At 72.0% G+C, this 17,465-nt stretch carries 16 protein-coding genes; 7 read left to right on the top strand and 9 right to left on the bottom strand.

Annotated elements, in window-relative coordinates; all coding sequences use genetic code 11:
• Positions 1–18: 18 nt before the first annotated feature.
• The gene (locus HNR68_RS14355) at positions 19–1,068 is read right to left on the bottom strand and encodes an NAD(P)-dependent alcohol dehydrogenase (protein ID WP_179721232.1); all 1,050 of its coding nucleotides are present in this window, start codon (positions 1,066–1,068) and stop codon (positions 19–21) included.
• 111 nt (positions 1,069–1,179) lie between these two features.
• Between HNR68_RS14355 and HNR68_RS14350 the strand changes: the two genes are divergently transcribed.
• Entirely contained in the window at positions 1,180–1,785 is a 606-nt protein-coding gene (locus tag HNR68_RS14350) for a TetR/AcrR family transcriptional regulator (RefSeq protein WP_218888305.1), read from the top strand.
• Positions 1,786–1,796: 11 nt separating this feature from the next.
• On the opposite strand, the gene HNR68_RS14345 is transcribed toward HNR68_RS14350, so the two are convergent.
• Positions 1,797–2,594 (bottom strand): siderophore-interacting protein, encoded by a 798-nt coding sequence (locus HNR68_RS14345; protein ID WP_246155364.1) that lies wholly within the window; start codon positions 2,592–2,594, stop codon positions 1,797–1,799.
• A gap of 283 nt (positions 2,595–2,877) precedes the next feature.
• Between HNR68_RS14345 and HNR68_RS14340 the strand changes: the two genes are divergently transcribed.
• Positions 2,878–4,089, top strand: coding sequence for an MFS transporter (locus tag HNR68_RS14340; protein WP_179721228.1), 1,212 nt, complete (start codon positions 2,878–2,880; stop codon positions 4,087–4,089).
• A 5-nt stretch (positions 4,090–4,094) separates the two neighbouring features.
• Here HNR68_RS14340 and HNR68_RS14335 read toward each other — a convergent pair whose 3' ends face one another.
• The 3 genes from HNR68_RS14335 to HNR68_RS14325 are packed head-to-tail and all read right to left on the bottom strand — an operon-like array spanning position 4,095 to position 7,746.
• Positions 4,095–4,823, bottom strand: a complete 729-nt coding sequence (locus tag HNR68_RS14335; RefSeq protein WP_150069864.1) for a sulfite exporter TauE/SafE family protein — start codon at positions 4,821–4,823, stop codon at positions 4,095–4,097.
• Positions 4,820–6,259: an NAD-dependent succinate-semialdehyde dehydrogenase gene (locus tag HNR68_RS14330; RefSeq protein ID WP_150069863.1), complete on the bottom strand. Its 1,440-nt coding sequence runs from the start codon at positions 6,257–6,259 to the stop codon at positions 4,820–4,822. The genes HNR68_RS14335 and HNR68_RS14330 overlap by 4 nt, the downstream gene beginning before the upstream one ends.
• A gap of 26 nt (positions 6,260–6,285) precedes the next feature.
• Positions 6,286–7,746, bottom strand: coding sequence for an MFS transporter (locus HNR68_RS14325; protein WP_150069862.1), 1,461 nt, complete (start codon positions 7,744–7,746; stop codon positions 6,286–6,288).
• A gap of 94 nt (positions 7,747–7,840) precedes the next feature.
• On the opposite strand from HNR68_RS14325, the gene HNR68_RS14320 reads away from it, so the two are divergent.
• Genes HNR68_RS14320 through HNR68_RS14300 form a run of 5 tightly spaced genes read left to right on the top strand, consistent with a single transcriptional unit; the run spans position 7,841 to position 14,223 of the window.
• Positions 7,841–10,174 (top strand): glycoside hydrolase family 31 protein, encoded by a 2,334-nt coding sequence (locus HNR68_RS14320; protein WP_179721226.1) that lies wholly within the window; start codon positions 7,841–7,843, stop codon positions 10,172–10,174.
• Positions 10,171–11,898: an IlvD/Edd family dehydratase gene (locus HNR68_RS14315; RefSeq protein WP_150069860.1), complete on the top strand. Its 1,728-nt coding sequence runs from the start codon at positions 10,171–10,173 to the stop codon at positions 11,896–11,898. Before HNR68_RS14320 ends, HNR68_RS14315 begins: the two co-directional genes overlap by 4 nt.
• 38 nt (positions 11,899–11,936) lie before the next feature.
• A complete protein-coding gene (locus tag HNR68_RS14310) occupies positions 11,937–12,746 on the top strand; it encodes an SDR family NAD(P)-dependent oxidoreductase (protein WP_150069859.1) in 810 nt (269 codons plus the stop codon).
• Positions 12,743–13,366, top strand: a complete 624-nt coding sequence (locus HNR68_RS14305) for a bifunctional 4-hydroxy-2-oxoglutarate aldolase/2-dehydro-3-deoxy-phosphogluconate aldolase (RefSeq protein WP_150069858.1) — start codon at positions 12,743–12,745, stop codon at positions 13,364–13,366. Before HNR68_RS14310 ends, HNR68_RS14305 begins: the two co-directional genes overlap by 4 nt.
• Complete coding sequence (locus tag HNR68_RS14300; RefSeq protein WP_150069857.1) at positions 13,363–14,223, top strand: SMP-30/gluconolactonase/LRE family protein; 861 nt, start codon at positions 13,363–13,365, stop codon at positions 14,221–14,223. The genes HNR68_RS14305 and HNR68_RS14300 overlap by 4 nt, the downstream gene beginning before the upstream one ends.
• Here the strand turns inward: HNR68_RS14300 and HNR68_RS14295 are convergent.
• The 4 genes from HNR68_RS14295 to HNR68_RS14280 all read right to left on the bottom strand — a co-directional run bounded on the left by HNR68_RS14295 (position 14,206) and on the right by HNR68_RS14280 (position 17,405).
• Positions 14,206–14,958, bottom strand: a complete 753-nt coding sequence (locus tag HNR68_RS14295) for a FadR/GntR family transcriptional regulator (RefSeq protein ID WP_150069856.1) — start codon at positions 14,956–14,958, stop codon at positions 14,206–14,208. The two genes, HNR68_RS14300 and HNR68_RS14295, sit on opposite strands and share 18 nt — an antisense overlap.
• A 120-nt stretch (positions 14,959–15,078) precedes the next feature.
• Positions 15,079–15,600, bottom strand: a complete 522-nt coding sequence (locus tag HNR68_RS14290; protein WP_179721224.1) for a flavin reductase family protein — start codon at positions 15,598–15,600, stop codon at positions 15,079–15,081.
• Positions 15,601–15,608: 8 nt separating this feature from the next.
• The gene (locus HNR68_RS14285) at positions 15,609–15,956 is read right to left on the bottom strand and encodes a cupin domain-containing protein (protein ID WP_150069854.1); all 348 of its coding nucleotides are present in this window, start codon (positions 15,954–15,956) and stop codon (positions 15,609–15,611) included.
• A gap of 9 nt (positions 15,957–15,965) precedes the next feature.
• Positions 15,966–17,405, bottom strand: a complete 1,440-nt coding sequence (locus tag HNR68_RS14280; protein WP_179721222.1) for a 4-hydroxyphenylacetate 3-hydroxylase family protein — start codon at positions 17,403–17,405, stop codon at positions 15,966–15,968.
• Positions 17,406–17,465: the final 60 nt, after the last annotated feature.

Raw genomic sequence — 17,465 nt, 5'->3', positions numbered from 1 at the left:
CCGCCGCCGGAACCGGGGTCAGCTGCCGATGGTGGCGGTGTCGATCACGAAGCGGTAGCGGACGTCGCTGTTCTGCACCCGCTCGTAGGCCTCGTTGACCTTGTCGGCGGAGATGAGCTCGATCTCCGCGCCGATGCCGTGCTCGGCGCAGAAGTCCAGCATCTCCTGGGTCTCCGGGATGCCGCCGATCATGGACCCGGCCAGCACCTTGTTGCCGCCCAGCAGCGAGAACGCGTTGTAGCTGAGCGGTTCGCCCGGGGCGCCGACGTTGACCATCGCGCCGCCCACGCGCAGCATGCCGAGGTAGGCGTCGATCGGCAGCTTCGCCGAGACCGTGTTGAGGATCAGGTCGAAGCGGCCCCCCAGCGTCTCGAAGGTCGACTCGTCGCTGGTCGCGTAGTAGTCGGTCGCGCCCAGCCCGAGCCCGTCCTCCCGCTTCTTCAGGCTCTGGCTGAGCACCGTCACCTCGGCGCCCATCGCGGCGGCGAGCTTGACCGCCATGTGCCCCAGGCCGCCGAGGCCGACGACGGCGACCTTCTTGCCCGGGCCCGCACCCCACTGCCGCAGCGGCGAGTAGGTGGTGATGCCCGCGCACAGCAGCGGCGCGGCGACGTCGAGGCCGATGCCCTCCGGGATGCGGCACACGAAGGCGTCCTTCACCACGACCTGCTGGCTGTAGCCGCCGTAGGTGTTCTCGCCGTCGTAGCCGACGCCGTTGTAGGTCGGGACGTTGCCCTTGACGCAGAACTGCTCGGTGCCCGCCCGGCAGTACTCGCACTCACCGCAGGAGTCGACCATGCAGCCGACCCCGACCCGGTCGCCGACCTGGAACTTCGTCACGTTCGAGCCGACCGCGGCGACGGTCCCCGCGATCTCGTGCCCGGGGACCATCGGGAAGATGCCCTCGCCCCAGTCCCCGTGGGCCTGGTGGATGTCGCTGTGGCAGATGCCGGCGTAGGCGATGTCGATCAGCACATCGTCCGGCCGCAGATCACGTCGCTCGATCGTCGTCGGCGCGAGGGGTGCCCCCGGAGCCGGAACGGCGATAGCGTGCGTGGTCGTGGTCATGAATCCTCCGTGGAAAAGCCGTGCAGCGGGTCCCGATCATGTGAGAGACCTCTTACATTCACGACGTGGGAGGGCTCTTACATATTCCGACCGGGCGATGTGATCCAGGACATGGGCGGCAAGTACCACCACGGCGACCTGCGCGCGGAGCTCGTGCGCGTCTCGCTCGACCTGATCGCCGAACGCGGGCTGACCGGCTTCTCGGTGGCCGAAGTGGCGCGGCGCGCCAAGGTGAGCCCGGGCGCTCCCTACCGGCACTTCCCGGAGCGGGAGAGCCTCCTGGCAGCAGCGGCGGCCACGGTCGCGTGCCAGCTCGCCGAACGCGTGCAGAGCGCGGTCGAGGCCCACGACGACCCCGCGGACGCGCTCGCCGCTGCCGCCGGGGCCTACACCGGTTACGTGATCGAGCGCCGGGCGGGCATGAACGTCATCTACGCGGAGGGCCTGCAGGGCCCCAAGCACACCGAGCTGCACGAGCAGACCCGCAGGCTGTCCGACCAGTTCCTGATGCTCTGCCTCGCGGTCTCAGCAGCACCCCAGGACGCGCTCGAACTGATGGAGCAGCTGTTCACCCAAGCCCACGGCTACGGCATGTTCTGGCTCGACGGCGTCTTCACCAGGCACGGCTACTCCCCCGCCCAAGTCGTCCAGAAGTCCACCGCAGCAGCCCGCGCGGTGATCGACGGCCACCGGCACGCCGCGTCGGCGGAGGAGTAGCCGGGGCTTGCTCAGCGGCCTTCGGCTCGGGCGAGTTCGGCCTTCCACTCGCGGAAGCCCTCCTCGGTGCGGCCTCGGCGCCAGTAGCCCGAGATCGACACCTGGTCGCGGGTCAGGCCGCGCTCGCGGAACAGGTGCGGGCGGATGCGGCGCATCACCTCGTGCGCCTCACCGTGCACGAAGGCGTGCACCCGCCCCGGCAGCCACTCCAGTTCTCGGACCGCCGCTTCGAGCACACCGTCCGCGCCGATCTCCCGGCGGTGCAGGAAGGTCACCTCGCCGCGGGCCGGGACGTCGAGCTTCGGCTCGTCGGCCTCGGAGTCGACCAGCAGGATCGCGCGGACCACGGCGTCCGGCTGCAGGTCGGCCAGCGCCGCGCTGATCGCCGGGATCGCCGTCTCGTCGCCCACCAGCAGGTGCCAGTCGGCCGTCGGGTCGGGCCGGTAGGCGCCGCCGGGGCCGTTGACCATCAGCTGGTCCCCGGGCGCGGCCGTCGCCGCCCAGCGCCCCGCCACGCCCTCGTCGCCGTGCAGCACGAAGTCGATGGCCATCGTGCCGCTCTCGACGTCCGGGAACAGCGCCGTGAAGGTGCGCACGGTCGGCAGGTCCTCGGCGGGCATCACGCCGCGCAGCGCGCGGACGTCGATCGGGTCGGGGTAGGTCACGCCCGCCTTCGGGAAGATCAGCTTGACGTACCTGTCGGTGCACTCGCTGCCCGCGAACGCCGACAGGTCGTCGCTGCGGAACCACACCCGCCGCAGGCAGGGCGTCACCAGCTCCGCGCTGGTCACGGTCAGGTAAGTCGTCAATCGGACTCCTCGGCTAGCCGGCGCGGGGAAACCCACTTCGTTAGGCAAGGCTAACTTGTCCGGCCGCCCGGTGGCCAGCACGGGACCCGAACGGATGCGCGTGCGGGATCGCCGGTTCCGGTAGCACAGCTCCTCCACAGTGGATCGTCGGGCCGGAGGTCCGGCTCCCGCGCGCACCCCTATCATGATCTTGAACCGGGGCTCATCCGCTCCGCCGTCGCACCCGGCGCAGCGAACATCTCGCGCCGACGCCGAAACCACCAGCCAGGCACGGGAAAGGCGCATGTCCACCTCCGTCGCGCTCGCCACCGAGCAGACCCTGCCGATCCGCCGCGTGGCGCCCCAGGCACCGCCGCTGCGATGGCGGATCCTGGCGATCGCCGCGATCGTGGTGGCCGCGTTCAACGCCCGGACGGCGGTGACCGCGGTCGGTGCGGCGCTGCCCGAGATCCGCGCCGCGCTGGGGCTGGGCACCGCAGCGGTGTCCGTGCTCACCGCGCTGCCCGCCCTCTGCATCGCAGCCACGACGTTCCTCGTCCCGCTCCTCCGCCAGCGCGAAGGAACGCTGACCAGCGTCGTGCTGTTCCTCGGCGTGCTGCTCGCCGGGCAGGCGGTCCGCATCACCCACGGCCAGTGGTCGCTGCTCGCCGGGACCGTCCTGGCCTGCTGCGCGATCGGTGGGCTGCAGGTCCTGCTGCCCGCCGTCTGCCAGCAGTTCGGCGGTTCGCACGCCGCCGCGCTCACCACCCTGTCGGCCACCGCGACCGCGACCACGCCGTGGCTGATCTCGATCGGCGGCTGGCGCACCGGGCTGGGCGCCTGGCTCCTGCCCGTCGCGCTCGCCCTCCTGCTGTGGTTGCCGCTCTCCCGCACCACGACGAGCAACGCGGCCCCGCAGCTCGCGCTGCCCCGGCGCGGCTCCCTGCTCCGCAGCGCCCGGGCCTGGTACCTGACGATGTTCATGGGCCTGCAGTCGTTGCAGGCGCTGTCCCTGCTGTCCTGGCAGCCGGTCCTGCTGCGGACCACGGGCGTCGGCCCGGTGCACGCCGCCGCGCTCAGCGCGGGCACCCTCGTGGTCAGCATCGTCGCCTCGGCGGTCATCACCGCCTCCTGCTACCGCAACGCCGCGCTCATCGGCACCTGGATGGTGCTGACCACCAGCAGTGGTGGGATCGGCCTGTTCGGGCTGCTCATCGCCCCGAGCGCCGCGCCGGTCGTGTGGGCGGGGCTGCTGGGCGTGGGCATGTCCGCGCTGGCACCCGCCATGGCCGCGATCCCCGCGCACACCACCGACAGCGGCGAGACGACCCGCCTGTCGGCGATGACGCAGGGCTACGGCTACCTGCTCGCCGCCCTCGGCCCGGCCCTGATCGGCGCCCTCACCGACGCCTCGGCGACCGCCGACTGGGCGCTGACGGCCCTGCTGTTCTTCAGCCTCCTCCAGTTCCTCTTCGCCACCCTCGCCTCCCGCCCACCGCACGACCTGCACACCTGAGCCCGTCACCCCAGCATCAGCAGGCCGCGCACGACCGCGGCGGCTCCGCCGAGCAGCGCGACGACGATGATCAACCGCCGCCCGGTCCTCGCCGCGATCCGCTTGTCCAGCCACTCGCCCGCGAGCGCACCGACCAGGAGCGCCGCTCCGGCGCACGCCCAGCCGAGCCACGGCACCGGCGGAATCCCCTTCGAAAGCAGGGAAACGACGTTCACCGCGAGCAGGTACGCCTGCGCCGTCGGGATGAGCACGCGTCGCGTCCACCGCTCGGACAGGGCGTAGACCGACACCATCGGTCCGCCGACACCTGCGGTCACGCTCATGAACCCGGACAGCGCACCGGCGACGAGCGCACCCGGCACCCCCCGCAGCAACCGGTGCCGATCCGCCAGCGCGGTGATGCCGACGGCGAGGACCACCATCGACCCGACGAGGACGAGCAGCGGCCCGGGCGGCGCGGCACCGACCACCAGGGCCCCGAGCGGGATGACCGCGATCGCGGGCACCGCCAGCATCAGCACGGACCGCCAGTCGGTGTCGCGCCACGTCCGCGCCAGCACCACCGCGCACAGCACCATGGACAGCGCGTTCGACATGCTGACACCGATGTGCGGTCCCACCGCGGCGACCATCAGCGGGCCGCCCACCAGGCCGAAGCCCAAGCCGGTCGTGCGCTGGGTGAGCGCTCCGATCAGCACGGGCAGCGCCAGCAGGACCGACGTCGCCGCGGTCACAGGGTCAGGGCGGCGTACTGGACCTCGGTGAACTCCTCGAGCCCGACGTCGGCGCCCTCCCTGCCCAGGCCCGACTGCTTGGTGCCGCCCATCGGCGCGAAGGCGACGCTGGGCAGGGCCTCGTTGACCCCGAGGATGCCCACGTCCAGCTGCTCGCCGATGCGCCACCCCGCGCCGAGATCCCCCGCGTACACGTAACCCGCGAGCCCCATCTCGGTGGCGTTGGCCGCGGTGAGCGCCTCGTCGACGGTCGAGAACCGGAAAACCCCCGCCGCCGGGCCGAAAACCTCCTCCCGGGCGAGGCCGACGTCGGTGGGAACACCGGTGAGCACGCACGGTGCGACGTAGCTCCCGGTCCCGGGCAGCTCCTGCTTGCCGCCGTGCAGCTGAGCACCGGCTGCCACCGCTTCGTCCACGAGGCCGCGAACGGCGGCGGCGCGCTCGTCGTCGATCACCGGGCCGAGGTCGGGGCACGGATCGGCGAGCCCGCTGCCCACCGTCATCGCCTCGATGCGGGCGGCGAGCTTGGCCACGAACTCGTCGTGCACGCCGTCCTGGACGAAGAACCGGTTCGCCGCGATGCACGACTGCCCGGTGTTGCGGAAGCGGGCCAGCACCGCGCCCTCGACCGCGGCGTCCACATCGGCGTCGTCGAGGACCAGGAACGGCGCGTTGCCACCGAGTTCCAGCAGCGGCCGCACGATCCGGCGCGCCGCCTGCGCCATGACCAGCCGACCGACCCGCGTGGAACCGGTGAAGGAGACGACCCGCACTGCACGGTGCGCGAGCAGCGCCTCGGTGGCCTCGGGAGCGGGCCCGTGCACGAGGTTGACCACACCCGGCGGCAGTCCGGCATCGGTCAGGCAGCGGATCATCTCGGTGGCCGCGAGCGGCGCCTTCTCCGAAACCCTCGCCACCACCGTGCAGCCCGCGGCGAGCGCTGGGGCGAGCTTGCGCGCCTGGATCGAGCACGGGAAGTTCCACGGCGTCAGGCTCGCGACCACCCCGGCCGGTTTGCGGCGCACGAGGTGCCGCCGCACCGCGACCTCCTCCTGCACCACCGCCCCCTGGGGGCGTCGCGCCTGCTCGGCGAACCAGCGGAAGTACTCCGCGGAGAACGCGATCTCACCGCGCGCTTCGGGCAGCCGCTTGCCCGCCTCTCGGGCGAGCAGCTCGGCCAGCGCGTCGGCGCGCTCTTCGATGAGGTCGGCAGCCGCCGACAGCAGTCGGCCGCGCTCGCGGACCCCGGTACCGGCCCAGCCCGCGAACGCGGCCGCGGCCGCATCCGCCGCCGCGACCGCATCGGCGGCCGCCTGCTCGGCACCGGTCCAGTCCAGTCGGCCGACGAGGCTGCCGTCGGCCGGGTCGTGGACGTCCAGACCCGCCTCGCGGGAGGTCCAGCGGCCGTCGATCAGGACTGTGGGCTGGGTCGGCATCGGTTCCTTCTCCTGTGCTCGGTGTGTCAGTTCGAGTTGGTCGGCGCGCGGTCCGCGCCGACGGTGGTCGGGGCGGTGGTGTCCTCGTCGCCGTGCTCCTCGACGTCCTTGCCCACGGGGTCCCACCGGATGAGCAGCAGCGCGGCGATCGCGACGAGCGGCGCGAGCACGATCGCCCCGATCGTGAAGCGCATGCCCTGCGCGTCCAGCAGCACCGGGAACGCGAAGGCGCCGATGATGCCGCCGACCCGGGTGATCGCCTGGGTGTAGCCGCCGCCGATGCCCCGGATGGCCGTCGGGTAGGACAGCGTGCCCATCGCGGTGCCGACGTAGCCGGCGCCGAAGTTGTGCGCTGCGGAGAACAGCGCGATGAGGATCACCGAGATCGACGCGGCGAGCAGGTGGAACGCCCCGCTGATGATCGCCAGGCAGCCCGCCGTGATGGAGAAGCCGATGAGCCCGAGGCGCCGCAGGCCTAGTCGCTGCGTCCCCGCGACGCACCCGAGCGCGCCGATCGCGCCGATCACGTTGACCGCGCCGGAGAGCACCAGCACGACGATGATGTCCCCGGGGAACAGCTCGTCGAAGATCTTCGGCGTGTAGAGGGAGATCGCGTAGTACTGCGCCGCCTGGCAGACGACGAGGATGCTGACCAGGACCGTCCGCGCGGTGTACGGCGAGCGGAACAGCGCGAGCAGGCTGCCGGGGCGGAACCGCTCCTTCTGCTGCGCTGCGCGCCCGCCGTCCTCCTCGACAGTGACCTCGAGGCCGTAGTTCTTGCGCAGGATCTCCGCGGCCTTGTCCAGGCCCTCGTACTTGGCCGCCCACATCGGGGATTCGGCGGTGTAGATGAACCGCAGGACGAGCACGATCAGCGCGGGCACCGCGCCGAGCCCGATCGACCACCGCCACAGCTGGTCGCCGATTCCCATGAAGTGGAACGGGATGATCGCGAAGAACGCGACGGCCGCCGCGCTGGTGGACATCACCTGGGCCATCGTGACGTTGCGGCCCTTGTTGGAGATCGCGCTGTACTCGGCGACGAAGGCCAGCGCCACCGGTACGTCCAGCCCGACCCCGACGCCCATCAGGAACCGCCACAGGCAGAACAGCTCCGGGTTGGGCGCCGTCGCGGACAGCACGGTGGCGCCCACGAGCAGGAAGAGCGTGATCATCAGCATCTTCGTGCGGCCGACGCGGTCGGTGAGGTAGCCGCCGAACAGCCCGCCGACCATGGCGCCGATGAGGATCACGGTGGAGATGAACGGCAGCGAGTGCAGGCTGATGCCCGAGTTGGTGAGGTTGAACTCGGAGGTGATCTGCACGGTCCCGAGACCGAAGCTGCTCAGATCCCATCCGTCGACGAAGATGCTGCCCAGCGCGACGATCTTGACCAGCACGGGGTTCTTCGGACGGATCCGACCCGAGTCGATCAGGCGCAGGACGTCGTCCGGCTTGCGGAGCACGACGGCGGCGTTGCCTGTCATGGAGCGTTCCTTTGCGTGACAGTGGTAAGACCTCTTGCCAGAAGCTAAGCTAGCGCGGACATCGCGTCAAGATTTGCGGTCGCAGGGAGAAGAGATGTCAGCGTTGACGGATCGGTACATGTTGCGCGAGGTCGAGGAGGTGACGACGGACCCGGAGTCCGCGGGCGCGACCGCCAGGGTGCGCGCCGTGCTCTGCAGACCGGGAGACGACGGTTTCGGTTACCTCACCGGCGAAACCCTCGCCGAGCAGGGCATCGAGACGACCATGCCGAACCTCCCCGACCTCGCGACACCGCCCCTGCGCACCCGCGACGTCGCGGTGCAGGTCCGCTGGGCCGGGCCGGAGGCCGTCCGCATCACGATCGGCCCGGCCGACGTGCCGCGTTTGGCGCCGGAGGGCACCGAGCACGGCATCGTCGTCGAGCCCCGCTACGTCGAGACGCGCACGACGGTCGAGCAGGACGAGCACAACGTGGTGCTGACCGGCGGCCGCCTGCGCGTCGTGCTCGGACGGCGCCCGTTCTCGTTGACCGTCCAGGACATCACCACCGGCGCGACGCTGCTCACCACGGCCGGGAAGTTGCGCCAGGTCGCCGGGTTGCCCATCTCCCCCGCCGCCACCGTCGGCGAATCCGCGGCCATCAACCTCGAACTCGGCCCCGACGAGGAGGTCCTCGGCTTCGGCGAGCAGTTCGGCCGCCTGGTCAAGAACGGCCAGCGCCTGCGCCTGCGCGTCGAGGACGCCCTCGGCACCGGCACCGGCATGGCCTACAAACCCGCCCCGGTCTGGTACTCCACCGCGGGCTACCTCGCACTCGTCAACACCGGGGCCACCGTCAACGCCGACGTCGGCCACTCCCGCAACGGCGTGCTCGGCATCGAGGCGGAGTGCGGCGAACTCGACCTGTACGTGGTCGCCGGGCCCGAACCGAAGCAGGCGCTGACGACCTACACCCGCCTCACCGGGCGCGGTCCCGTCCCCCCGGTGTGGGCGTTCGGCTACTGGCTCGGCCGCTGCCGGTACCACTCCGCCGCCGAGATGGCGGAGGTCGGCCGCGCGCTGCGGGAGCGCGACGTGCCCTGCGACGTCCTGCACCTGGACCCCGACTGGCTCGTCGTGGACCGGCTCAACTGCGACTTCATCTGGAACACCGACCGCTTCGGCGACCGCGCGGAGTTCGTCGCCGCGCTCGACCAGCTCGGGCTGCGGCTGTCGGTGTGGGAGCTGCCCTACCTCGACCCGGCCTCACCCCGCTACGCCGAGGCCGCCGAGCGCGGACACCTCGTCACCGACTCCGACGGCGAGATCGCCACGATCGCCGGTACGCCCGTCCCGGACGGCCGTCCACGCGCGCTGGTCGACTTCACCTCACCCGAGGCCCGCCGGTGGTGGCAGGACATGCACGCACCGTTCCTGGACGACGGCGTCGCCGTGTTCAAGACCGACTTCGGCGAAGGCCTGCCCGACGACGTCCGGCTGGCCGACGGGACCGGTGCCGAGCACGCCCACAACCTGTACCCGCTGCGCTACAACGGCGCCGTCAGCGAGGCCATCGCCGAGCGGACCGGGCGCGCACCGCTGGTGTGGGGGCGTTCCGGCTGGGCCGGTTCGCACCGCTACCCCGCGCAGTGGGGCGGCGACGCGGAGTCCACAGTGTCCGGAATGCGCGCCACGCTGCGCGGTGGGCTCTCCCACGCCATGAGCATGCCCGGGTTGTGGGGACACGACATCGGCGGCTTCTTCGGCCCCGAGCTGACGCCTGAGCTGTACGTGCGATGGACGCAGTTCGGCGCGCTGTCGCCGCTCATGCGCGCGCACGGGCTCCGCCCGCGCGAGCCCTGGGCGTTCGGCGAGGACGCGTTCGAGATCGCCCGCGAGTGGATCCGGCTGCGCTACTCGCTGCTGCCGTACCTGTGGCAGACCGCCCACGAGTCGGCGGAGCGCGGGTGGCCGGTGCTGCGCCCGCTGGCGCTGGAGTTCCCCGCCGACGACCTCGCCACGACCAGGGACGACGCGTTCCTGCTCGGCTCCGACCTGCTCGTCGTCCCGGTCTTCGACGATGCCGGTGAGCCGGTGCGGCGCCGGTTCTACGTGCCCGAAGGCGGTTGGACGGACCTCGTGACCGGAAAGCGCTACGAGGGTCCCGGGCTGCACGAGGAATCGGTACCGCTCGAACGCATTCCGGTCCTGGTGCGGGACGGAGCGCTGCTGCCCCGCGTGGAGCTCGGCGAGCACGTGCGGCGCACCGACGAACTCCTCGACGCGCCTTGGACCCTGCACGCGTACGGAGAAGTCCCCACCACCGCAACGCTGCTCGACTTCAACTCCCGCCCGTTCACGGTCTCGGTGAACGGCGATCAGCTCACCACCAGCTCGTCGACGCCGATGAGCCTCGTCCGCCACACCCCGCAGGAGGCGCGGTCATGACCTCGTCCGAACCCACCCGGCGCAGCACCTCCTGGTTCGGCGCCGAAGGCAAGATGGGCTTCGTCCACCGCTCGAAGCTCTACAACTCGGGCCGCTCGCCGGAGATGTTCGACGGCCGACCGGTCATCGGGATCTGCAACAGCTGGTCGGAGCTCACGCCCTGCAACCGGCACCTGCGCGACGTCGCCGAGGCGGTCAAGCGCGGCGTGCTGCTGGCGGGCGGTTTCCCCCTGGAGTTCCCGACGATGTCGCTGGGCGAGACGCTCATGCGCCCGTCGGCGATGCTGTACCGGAACCTGATGGCGATGGAGGTCGAGGAGAACCTCCGCTCGTACCCGCTCGACGGCGTGGTCCTGCTCGGCGGGTGCGACAAGACCGTTCCCGCGCAGCTGATGGGCGCGCTGAGCGCCGACCTGCCCGCGATCGTGCTCACCGGCGGTCCCATGCTCAACGGGAAGTTCCGGGGCTGCGACGCGGGGTCCGGCACGCACGTGTGGCAGTTCGCCGAAGAGGTCCGGGCCGGGCGGATGAGCCGGGCCGAGTTCGGCCGGGCCGAGGCGTGCCTGTCCCGCAGCGCCGGGCACTGCACCACGATGGGCACCGCATCCACGATGGCCTGCCTGGTGGAGGTCATGGGGCTCTCGCTGCCGGGCAGCGCTGCCGTGCCCGCCGTGGACGCGGGCCGCTACGCGCTGGCCGAGCAGTCGGGCAAGCGGATCGTGTCCCTGGTGGAGGACGACGTGCGACCTTCGTCCATTCTGGACCGCAGGTCGTTCGAGAACGCCGCGCGGCTCAACGCCGCCATCGGCGGGTCCACCAACGCCATCGTGCACCTGAGCGCCCTGGCCGGGCGCGCCGAGGTCGACTTCCCGCTCGAGGAGTTCGACCGGCAGGCGCGCGACATCCCGCTGCTGGTGAACCTGCTGCCCTCCGGCCAGTTCCTGATGGAGGAGTTCAGCTACGCGGGCGGGGTGCCCGCGGTGGTGGCCGAGCTCGGCGAACGCCTGCACGGCGATGCGCGCACGGTCACCGGCCGGACCCTCGCCGAGAACTGCGAGGGCGCGCAGAACTGGAACCGCGAGGTCATCCACAGCTGCGCGGAACCGGTGCAGCCCGCGGGATCGGCCACCGCGGTGCTGCACGGCAACCTCGCCCCGAACGGCGCGGTGATCAAGCTGTCCGCGGCCTCGCCGGAGCTGATCGACCACACCGGCACCGCCCTGGTCTTCGACACCGTCGAGGAGTACTACGCGCGCTGCGACGATCCCGATCTGCCCGTGGACGCCGACACCGTGCTCGTCGTGCGGGGCGCCGGGCCGCGCGGCTACCCCGGGATGCCCGAGATCGGCAACCTGTCGATCCCGAAGAAGCTGCTCGACGCGGGGGTGCGCGACCTGGTCCGGATCACCGACGGCCGGATGAGCGGCACCTCCTACGGCACGATCGTCCTGCACGTCGCGCCCGAATCCGCCGCGGGCGGCCCGCTCGCGCTGCTGCGCACCGGCGACCGCGTGCACCTCGACGTGGCCAACCGCCAGCTCAACATGCTCGTCGACGACGCGGAGCTGGCCCGGCGCGCGTCCGAAGCCGCCGAGCGACCGGCGGACGCCCAGGGTGGTTGGACCGGGTTGTACCGGGAGCACGTCGGGCAGGCCGACACCGGCGCCGACCTCGACTTCCTGCGCGGACGGCGCGGGCACGCGATCCCCCGGCGGCACCTGTGACCGCCCCGCACACCAGCGAGAAAGGGAAGGACGAAGGCATGAACGAGCTCAGCGGGCGCAGGGCGCTCGTCACCGGCGCGGCGACCGGGATCGGCCGGGTCGTGGCGCAGGACCTGGCCCGGCGCGGCGCCGAGGTGCTCGGCGTCGACCGCGACGAGACCGTCGCCGAAATCGCCGAGGGCTGCGAGGATTCCGTTGCCGCGCGGCTGGAAGGCGCCGTCTTCGACCTCGCCGACACGGCGCAACTCGAGGCGCTCGCCGACCTCGCCGCCGCAGAACCCGGCTTCGACGTGCTGGTCAACTGCGCGGCGGCCTACCCGCCCCAGGGCGGTTTCCTCGAGGCGTCCATCGCGGACTGGACCCGCGTGCTCGCGGTGAACGTCGTCGCCACGGGCGTGCTGAGCACCGCCGTCGCGCGCGGGCTGCACGCGGTGGGCAAGGCCAGCGGTTCGATCGTGAACTTCTGCAGCCTCCAGGAGGCCATGCCGGTGCCCGGCTACGGGCCCTACGTCGCCAGCAAGGGCGGGGTGCGGGCGGCCACGAAGGCGTTGGCCGTGGAGCTCGCGCCGTGGGGGCTGCGGGTCAACGCGGTGGCACCGGGCGTGGTCAACACACCGTCCACTTTGGCCACTCTCGACGGCAGGAGCTGGGGTGACGACGGCGCACCACCGACGCTGCTCGGCCGCGCCGGGACCTCGGACGAGGTGGCCGACGCAGTGGCCTTCCTCGCCTCCGACGCCTCCTCGTTCATCACCGGCACCATCGTCCCGGTCGACGGCGGCCGCCACCTCAGCCGCCGCCCCGACCCGGTCGGCACCCGCGACGTCACCACCGGGAGGAACCGATGACCGATCCGGACCTGTCCCCGCTCACCGTCGTCTACCGGGGCATGGCTCCCCAGCAGGTGCTCCGGCTGAGCGAAGCGCTGCACCAGGCCGGGGTGCGCTCCTTCGAGGTCACCATGACCGGGGAGCGCCCGATGGAGACGATCGAGCTGCTGAGCCGGGAGCTCCCCGGCGACGCGCTGATCGGTGCGGGCACGGTCAGCACGCCCGAGCAGGTCTCGGCGTCGGCGGCCGCCGGTGCGCGCTTCGCGGTGTCGCCGCACTTCGACGCCGAGGTCGTCGAGCGCACCCGCGAGGAAGGTCTGCTGTCGGTGCCGGGGGCGTTCACCCCGACCGAGATCATGGCGGCGCGCAAGGCCGGTGCCGACGTGGTGAAGGTCTTCCCGATCAACGCGGTCGGCGCCGACTACCTCCGCCAGCTGCGCGGCCCGATGCCGGATCTGGTGGTGATGGCCAGCGGTGGCGTGACCCCCGCGCTGGCCGCCGAGGTGGTGGCGGCGGGCGCGGCGTGCGTCGCCGTCGGGCACCACCTGCTCGGGGCCGCCCCGGACGGCACCTTCGACCCCGCCGAGCTGCGGGTGCGGACGGGCGAGTTCCTGCGCGCCGTCGGAGCCGCGTCATGAGCGTCGACCCGGTGGGCGAGGTCCGCGCCCGCTTCGGTGAAGGGCCGTGCTGGGACGCCGACGCGAAAACCCTGCTGTGGGTGGACATCACGGGCGGGGCGGTGCACCGGACCAACCCCGCCGACGGGGTCACCGAGCAGTGCCCGCTGGGCGGTGAGGTCTCCGCGGTGTTCCCGACCACCCGCGGGACCTCGGTCGTGGCCCGCGACAGCGCGCTGCTGGAGGTGTCCGGCCCGGACGTCGTCGGCGAGATCGCGAGCGTGCCGCCGCACCCCCGGATGCGGTTCAACGACGGCGGCCCCGACCCGCGGGGCAGGCTGCTGATCGGCACGATGCACGCCGACAAGGATCCGGGCACCGCCGCGCTCTACCGACTCGACGACGAGCTGGTCCCGATCGTCACCGGGGCGACGGTGTCGAACGGTCTCGGCTGTAGCCCGGACGGCGGACTCCTCTACTACGCCGACAGCCCGACGTTGCGCATCGACGTGTTCGACTACGACGCCGATGCGGGAATGCCGCGCGGTCGCCGGACGTTCGCCGACGTCTCGGACCTCGGCGGGCGACCGGACGGGCTGACCGTCGACGCCGACGGCTGCGTGTGGGTGGCCATGATCGGCGGCTCCCAGCTGCTGCGGTACACACCGGAGGGGCGCCTCGACCGCGTCGTGCCGCTGCCGGTCTCGCACCCGACGAGCGTGGCCTTCGGCGGTGCCGACCTGGCCGAGCTGTTCGTGACGACCGCCCGCGACCCGCTGTCGGAGGCCGACCTCGCCGAGCAGCCGCTCGCCGGGCGGTTGCTGCGGCTCGACCCGGGCGTCACGGGCTCGGCCACCCCGTCAGTCCGGCTGCCCTGATCCGTCGTTCGCCGAGCGCTCGTCGTGCAGGTGCTTCAGCGCAGCACGACGAGCGCCGTCGATGTGCGCCTTGGCCGCTCGCCGCGCTGCGACGGGATCGCCCGCGATGACGGCTTCGTGGATGCGCGCGTGGTCGCGGCGGGACCGTTCCAGCCGCCCGGGCAGCTGCAGGGTGGTCTGCATGCCTCGCGCGAGGATGTCCTGCAGCACCGTCTCGGTGCGCGTCAGGAACCGGTTCCCCGCCGCCTCGACGATCCGGAGGTGGAAGGCGGAGTCCAGCGTGCGCAGCTCGGCCCAGTCGATCTCGGCGGAACGGGCGCAGCGGTCCAGCGCGTGGAAGGCCTCCGTCACCTTGGCCAGCAGCTCGCGGTCCTGGTTGCGCGCCGCCCACGCCGTGGCGGGGACCTCCAGCACTTCGCGCATGTCGAACAGCTCGGTGAGCGTGAGCTCCTCGGAGGCGATGGCGTCCCGCAGCGCGTGGGACCCGCGGGGGTCGGCGACGAACACGCCGCTGCCGTGCTTGATCTCGACGTGCCCGCTCGCCCGCAGCGAGCGCAGCGCCTCCCGCAGGGAGGGCCTGCTCGTGCCCAGGCGCGCGGCCAGCTCGCGCTCCGGGGGAAGCCGGTCCCCGGGTTGGAGGTCCTGGGACTTGATCGCGTGCAGGATCCGCTCCGCGATCAGGTCCGAGACGGAACCCTGGCGCAGCGGTACCCAGGGATCGTCCTCAACGCTCATGCCGTGTCTCCTCGCCCGGGCCGTAGAGGTTTGACCACTTTACCAGCCTACGGGCACCGGCCGGGCGGACTTCGGCGAGCGGGCCGGTCGCGCGGGCGGGGTGCCCGCGCGACCGGTGGTTCAGAACACCCAGGGGACCTCGTCGTGGCCGAAGTCGTGGAAGTCGCCGAACCTGCCGGAGTAGAACACCAATCCCGTTCCCTCCCGGCAGCGCAGGTTGCGGACCTGGCCGTAGAACACCGTGTGGTCGCCGATGTCGTGCGCGCTGCGCACGTCGCACTCGGCGTGGACCAGGGCGTCGGCGATCAGCGGCACCCCGAACTCGCCGTGCTCGCAGTCCAGGCCCTCGAACCGCGCGCCGCCGCGGGTGGCGAAGCGGCGGGCGACCGCCTCCTGCCGGGAGCTGAGGACCGAGACCGCGAACCGGCCGGTCGCGGCCACCATGCCGGTGGTGCGGGAGCCCTCGGTCAGGGACACCAGCAGGATCGCCGGGTCCAGGCAGATCGAGGTCAGCGAGCTGATCGTCATGCCGCAGGCGTTGTCGCCGACCCCGCTGGACACGATCGCCACCCCGGTGGTGAAGCGCCCCATGCTGCGGCGCATGTCCGCCGCCGTCGGCGCTCGGAAGGCTGGAAGTGCCATGGCACGCCCTACTTCCCGCGGTAGCGGACTTCGAAGGTGACCACGCCCTCGTCGGTGCGCCAGGGGCCGTGCGGCATCCCCGGCGGGCGGCAGGCGTACATCCCGGCGGTGAAGGTCTCGCCGAGGGTGAGGTCGGTGAACGAGCCCTCCAGGATGTACACCTCCTCCCAGAAGTCGTGCTCCTGGACGCCCATCGGGGTCGAGTCCGCACCGGGTTCGTAGCGCAGGATGCGGGTGGCCACCCCGGTTTCGGGGTCCGCGGCCAGGATCCGCTCGGTGATCTTCGGGTCGTCGCCCGGGCAGACGGTGAACTCGACGTCGCTGACGGGGAAGAACTCGTGCTCCGGCTTGGCCATGCTGACCTCTCAATCCTCTTCGATCTGGTAGGAGCTCAGGAACTGCTCGACGTCGTGCAGCACCTCCTCGTAGCCGTAGTTGCGGTAGCAGTACGCGCCTTTGACCACGAAGGGCGCTCCGGCGTAGAACAGCTCGTACTGCTGGTGCCGCCCGCCGAACTCGGAACCGACGATGTCCCAGGCGAGCTTGAACAACTTCACCCGCTCCGCCGAGGAAACCCCCGGGGACTGCACGTAGCGCTCGACGTCGCCGGAGGTGAGCGGGCTCGTCAGGTCGCGGGCGCTGGAGGGCAGCTGCAGCACGCCGCCGCCGACGAGGTCGCGGAGGATCGCCAGCACGCGCGGGTAGGTCTCCGACTGCAACCCCATCGACCCGTACAGCGCGCGCTTGCCCGGCAGCCACATCCCGGCGTCGTCCTCGGTGGCGGTGTACTCGGCGGCGAGCACCGCGGACTCAACCCCGGAGACGAGGGCCGCCAGCTCCCCCAGCTTCTCCTGCACGCTGGGGATCTTGTCCACCCCGTTGACCTGGGTGACCCGGCGCGCGACCCCGGCGATGAACTTCAGCTTGGTGGCGAACCGGATCTGCGCCTGCCAGTTGCCCAGGACGTGCGCGCCGGTGTCGAAGAACTGGCGGCGCACCCCGGCGGTGTCCCGGTTGACGAAGACGCGGTCCCACGGGATCAGCACGTCGTCGAACACCACCAGCGCGTCGGGCTCGTCGTAGCGGCTGGTCAGCGGGTAGTCGAACGCGCTGGTCGCCGCCGGGGCGTACGGGCGGCGGCAGAGCAGCTTGAGGCCGGGCGCCGCGGCGGGCACCACGAAGCCGAGGGCGAAGTCCTGGTCGTCCGGGCCCAGCGGCTTGATGCAGGACACGAAGATCTCGTCGGCGATCGCCGCCCCGGTCGCCAGCATCTGCGAACCGCGGACCACGATGCCCTCCTCGGTCTCCCGCACCACCCCGACCTGGAGGTACTCGCCCTCCCAGCCGGATGCGTTGGTGGCGCGGGAGACCTGCGGCGGGATGATGGCGTAGGAGACGTACAGGTCCTCCGCCAGCAGCCGCCGGTGGAAGGCCATGACGTTGGCGGAGAAGTCGGCGAAGACCTCCGGGTGCGCGGCGAACGCGGCCAGGAAGGTCCCGACGTGGTCCGGGCTGCGGCCCACCCAGCCGTGCGTGTGCCGGGCCCAGGTCTCGATCGCCTCCCGGCGCAGCTTCAGCTCCTCCCGGCTGCGCGGGATGCCGAAGACGCGGTTGGCGGTGGCACCGGTTTCCGGTGCGGTGCACTGCATCCCGCTGCCCGGCTCGGCCGCGATGTCGTAGAGCTCCGCGATGGTGCGGGCCACCGGCGCGAAGGCCGGGTGGGTGGTGACGTCGACCTGCTCGCCGTCGACGAGCACGACGCGTCCGTCGTCGAGCGAAGCCAGGTAGTCGGCTCCGGTGCGCATGGTGAATCCCTTCGGTCGTGCAGTGGATGCGGGTCGAGTCGTCCGGCGGGGCAGCCGGAC

The organism is Saccharopolyspora hordei, assembly GCF_013410345.1.
In the GTDB taxonomy this organism is placed as follows: Bacteria; Actinomycetota; Actinomycetes; order Mycobacteriales; family Pseudonocardiaceae; genus Saccharopolyspora; species Saccharopolyspora hordei.
Note: the sequence above shows the minus strand (reverse complement) of the source record. Positions and strands in the feature narration are given on the sequence as shown.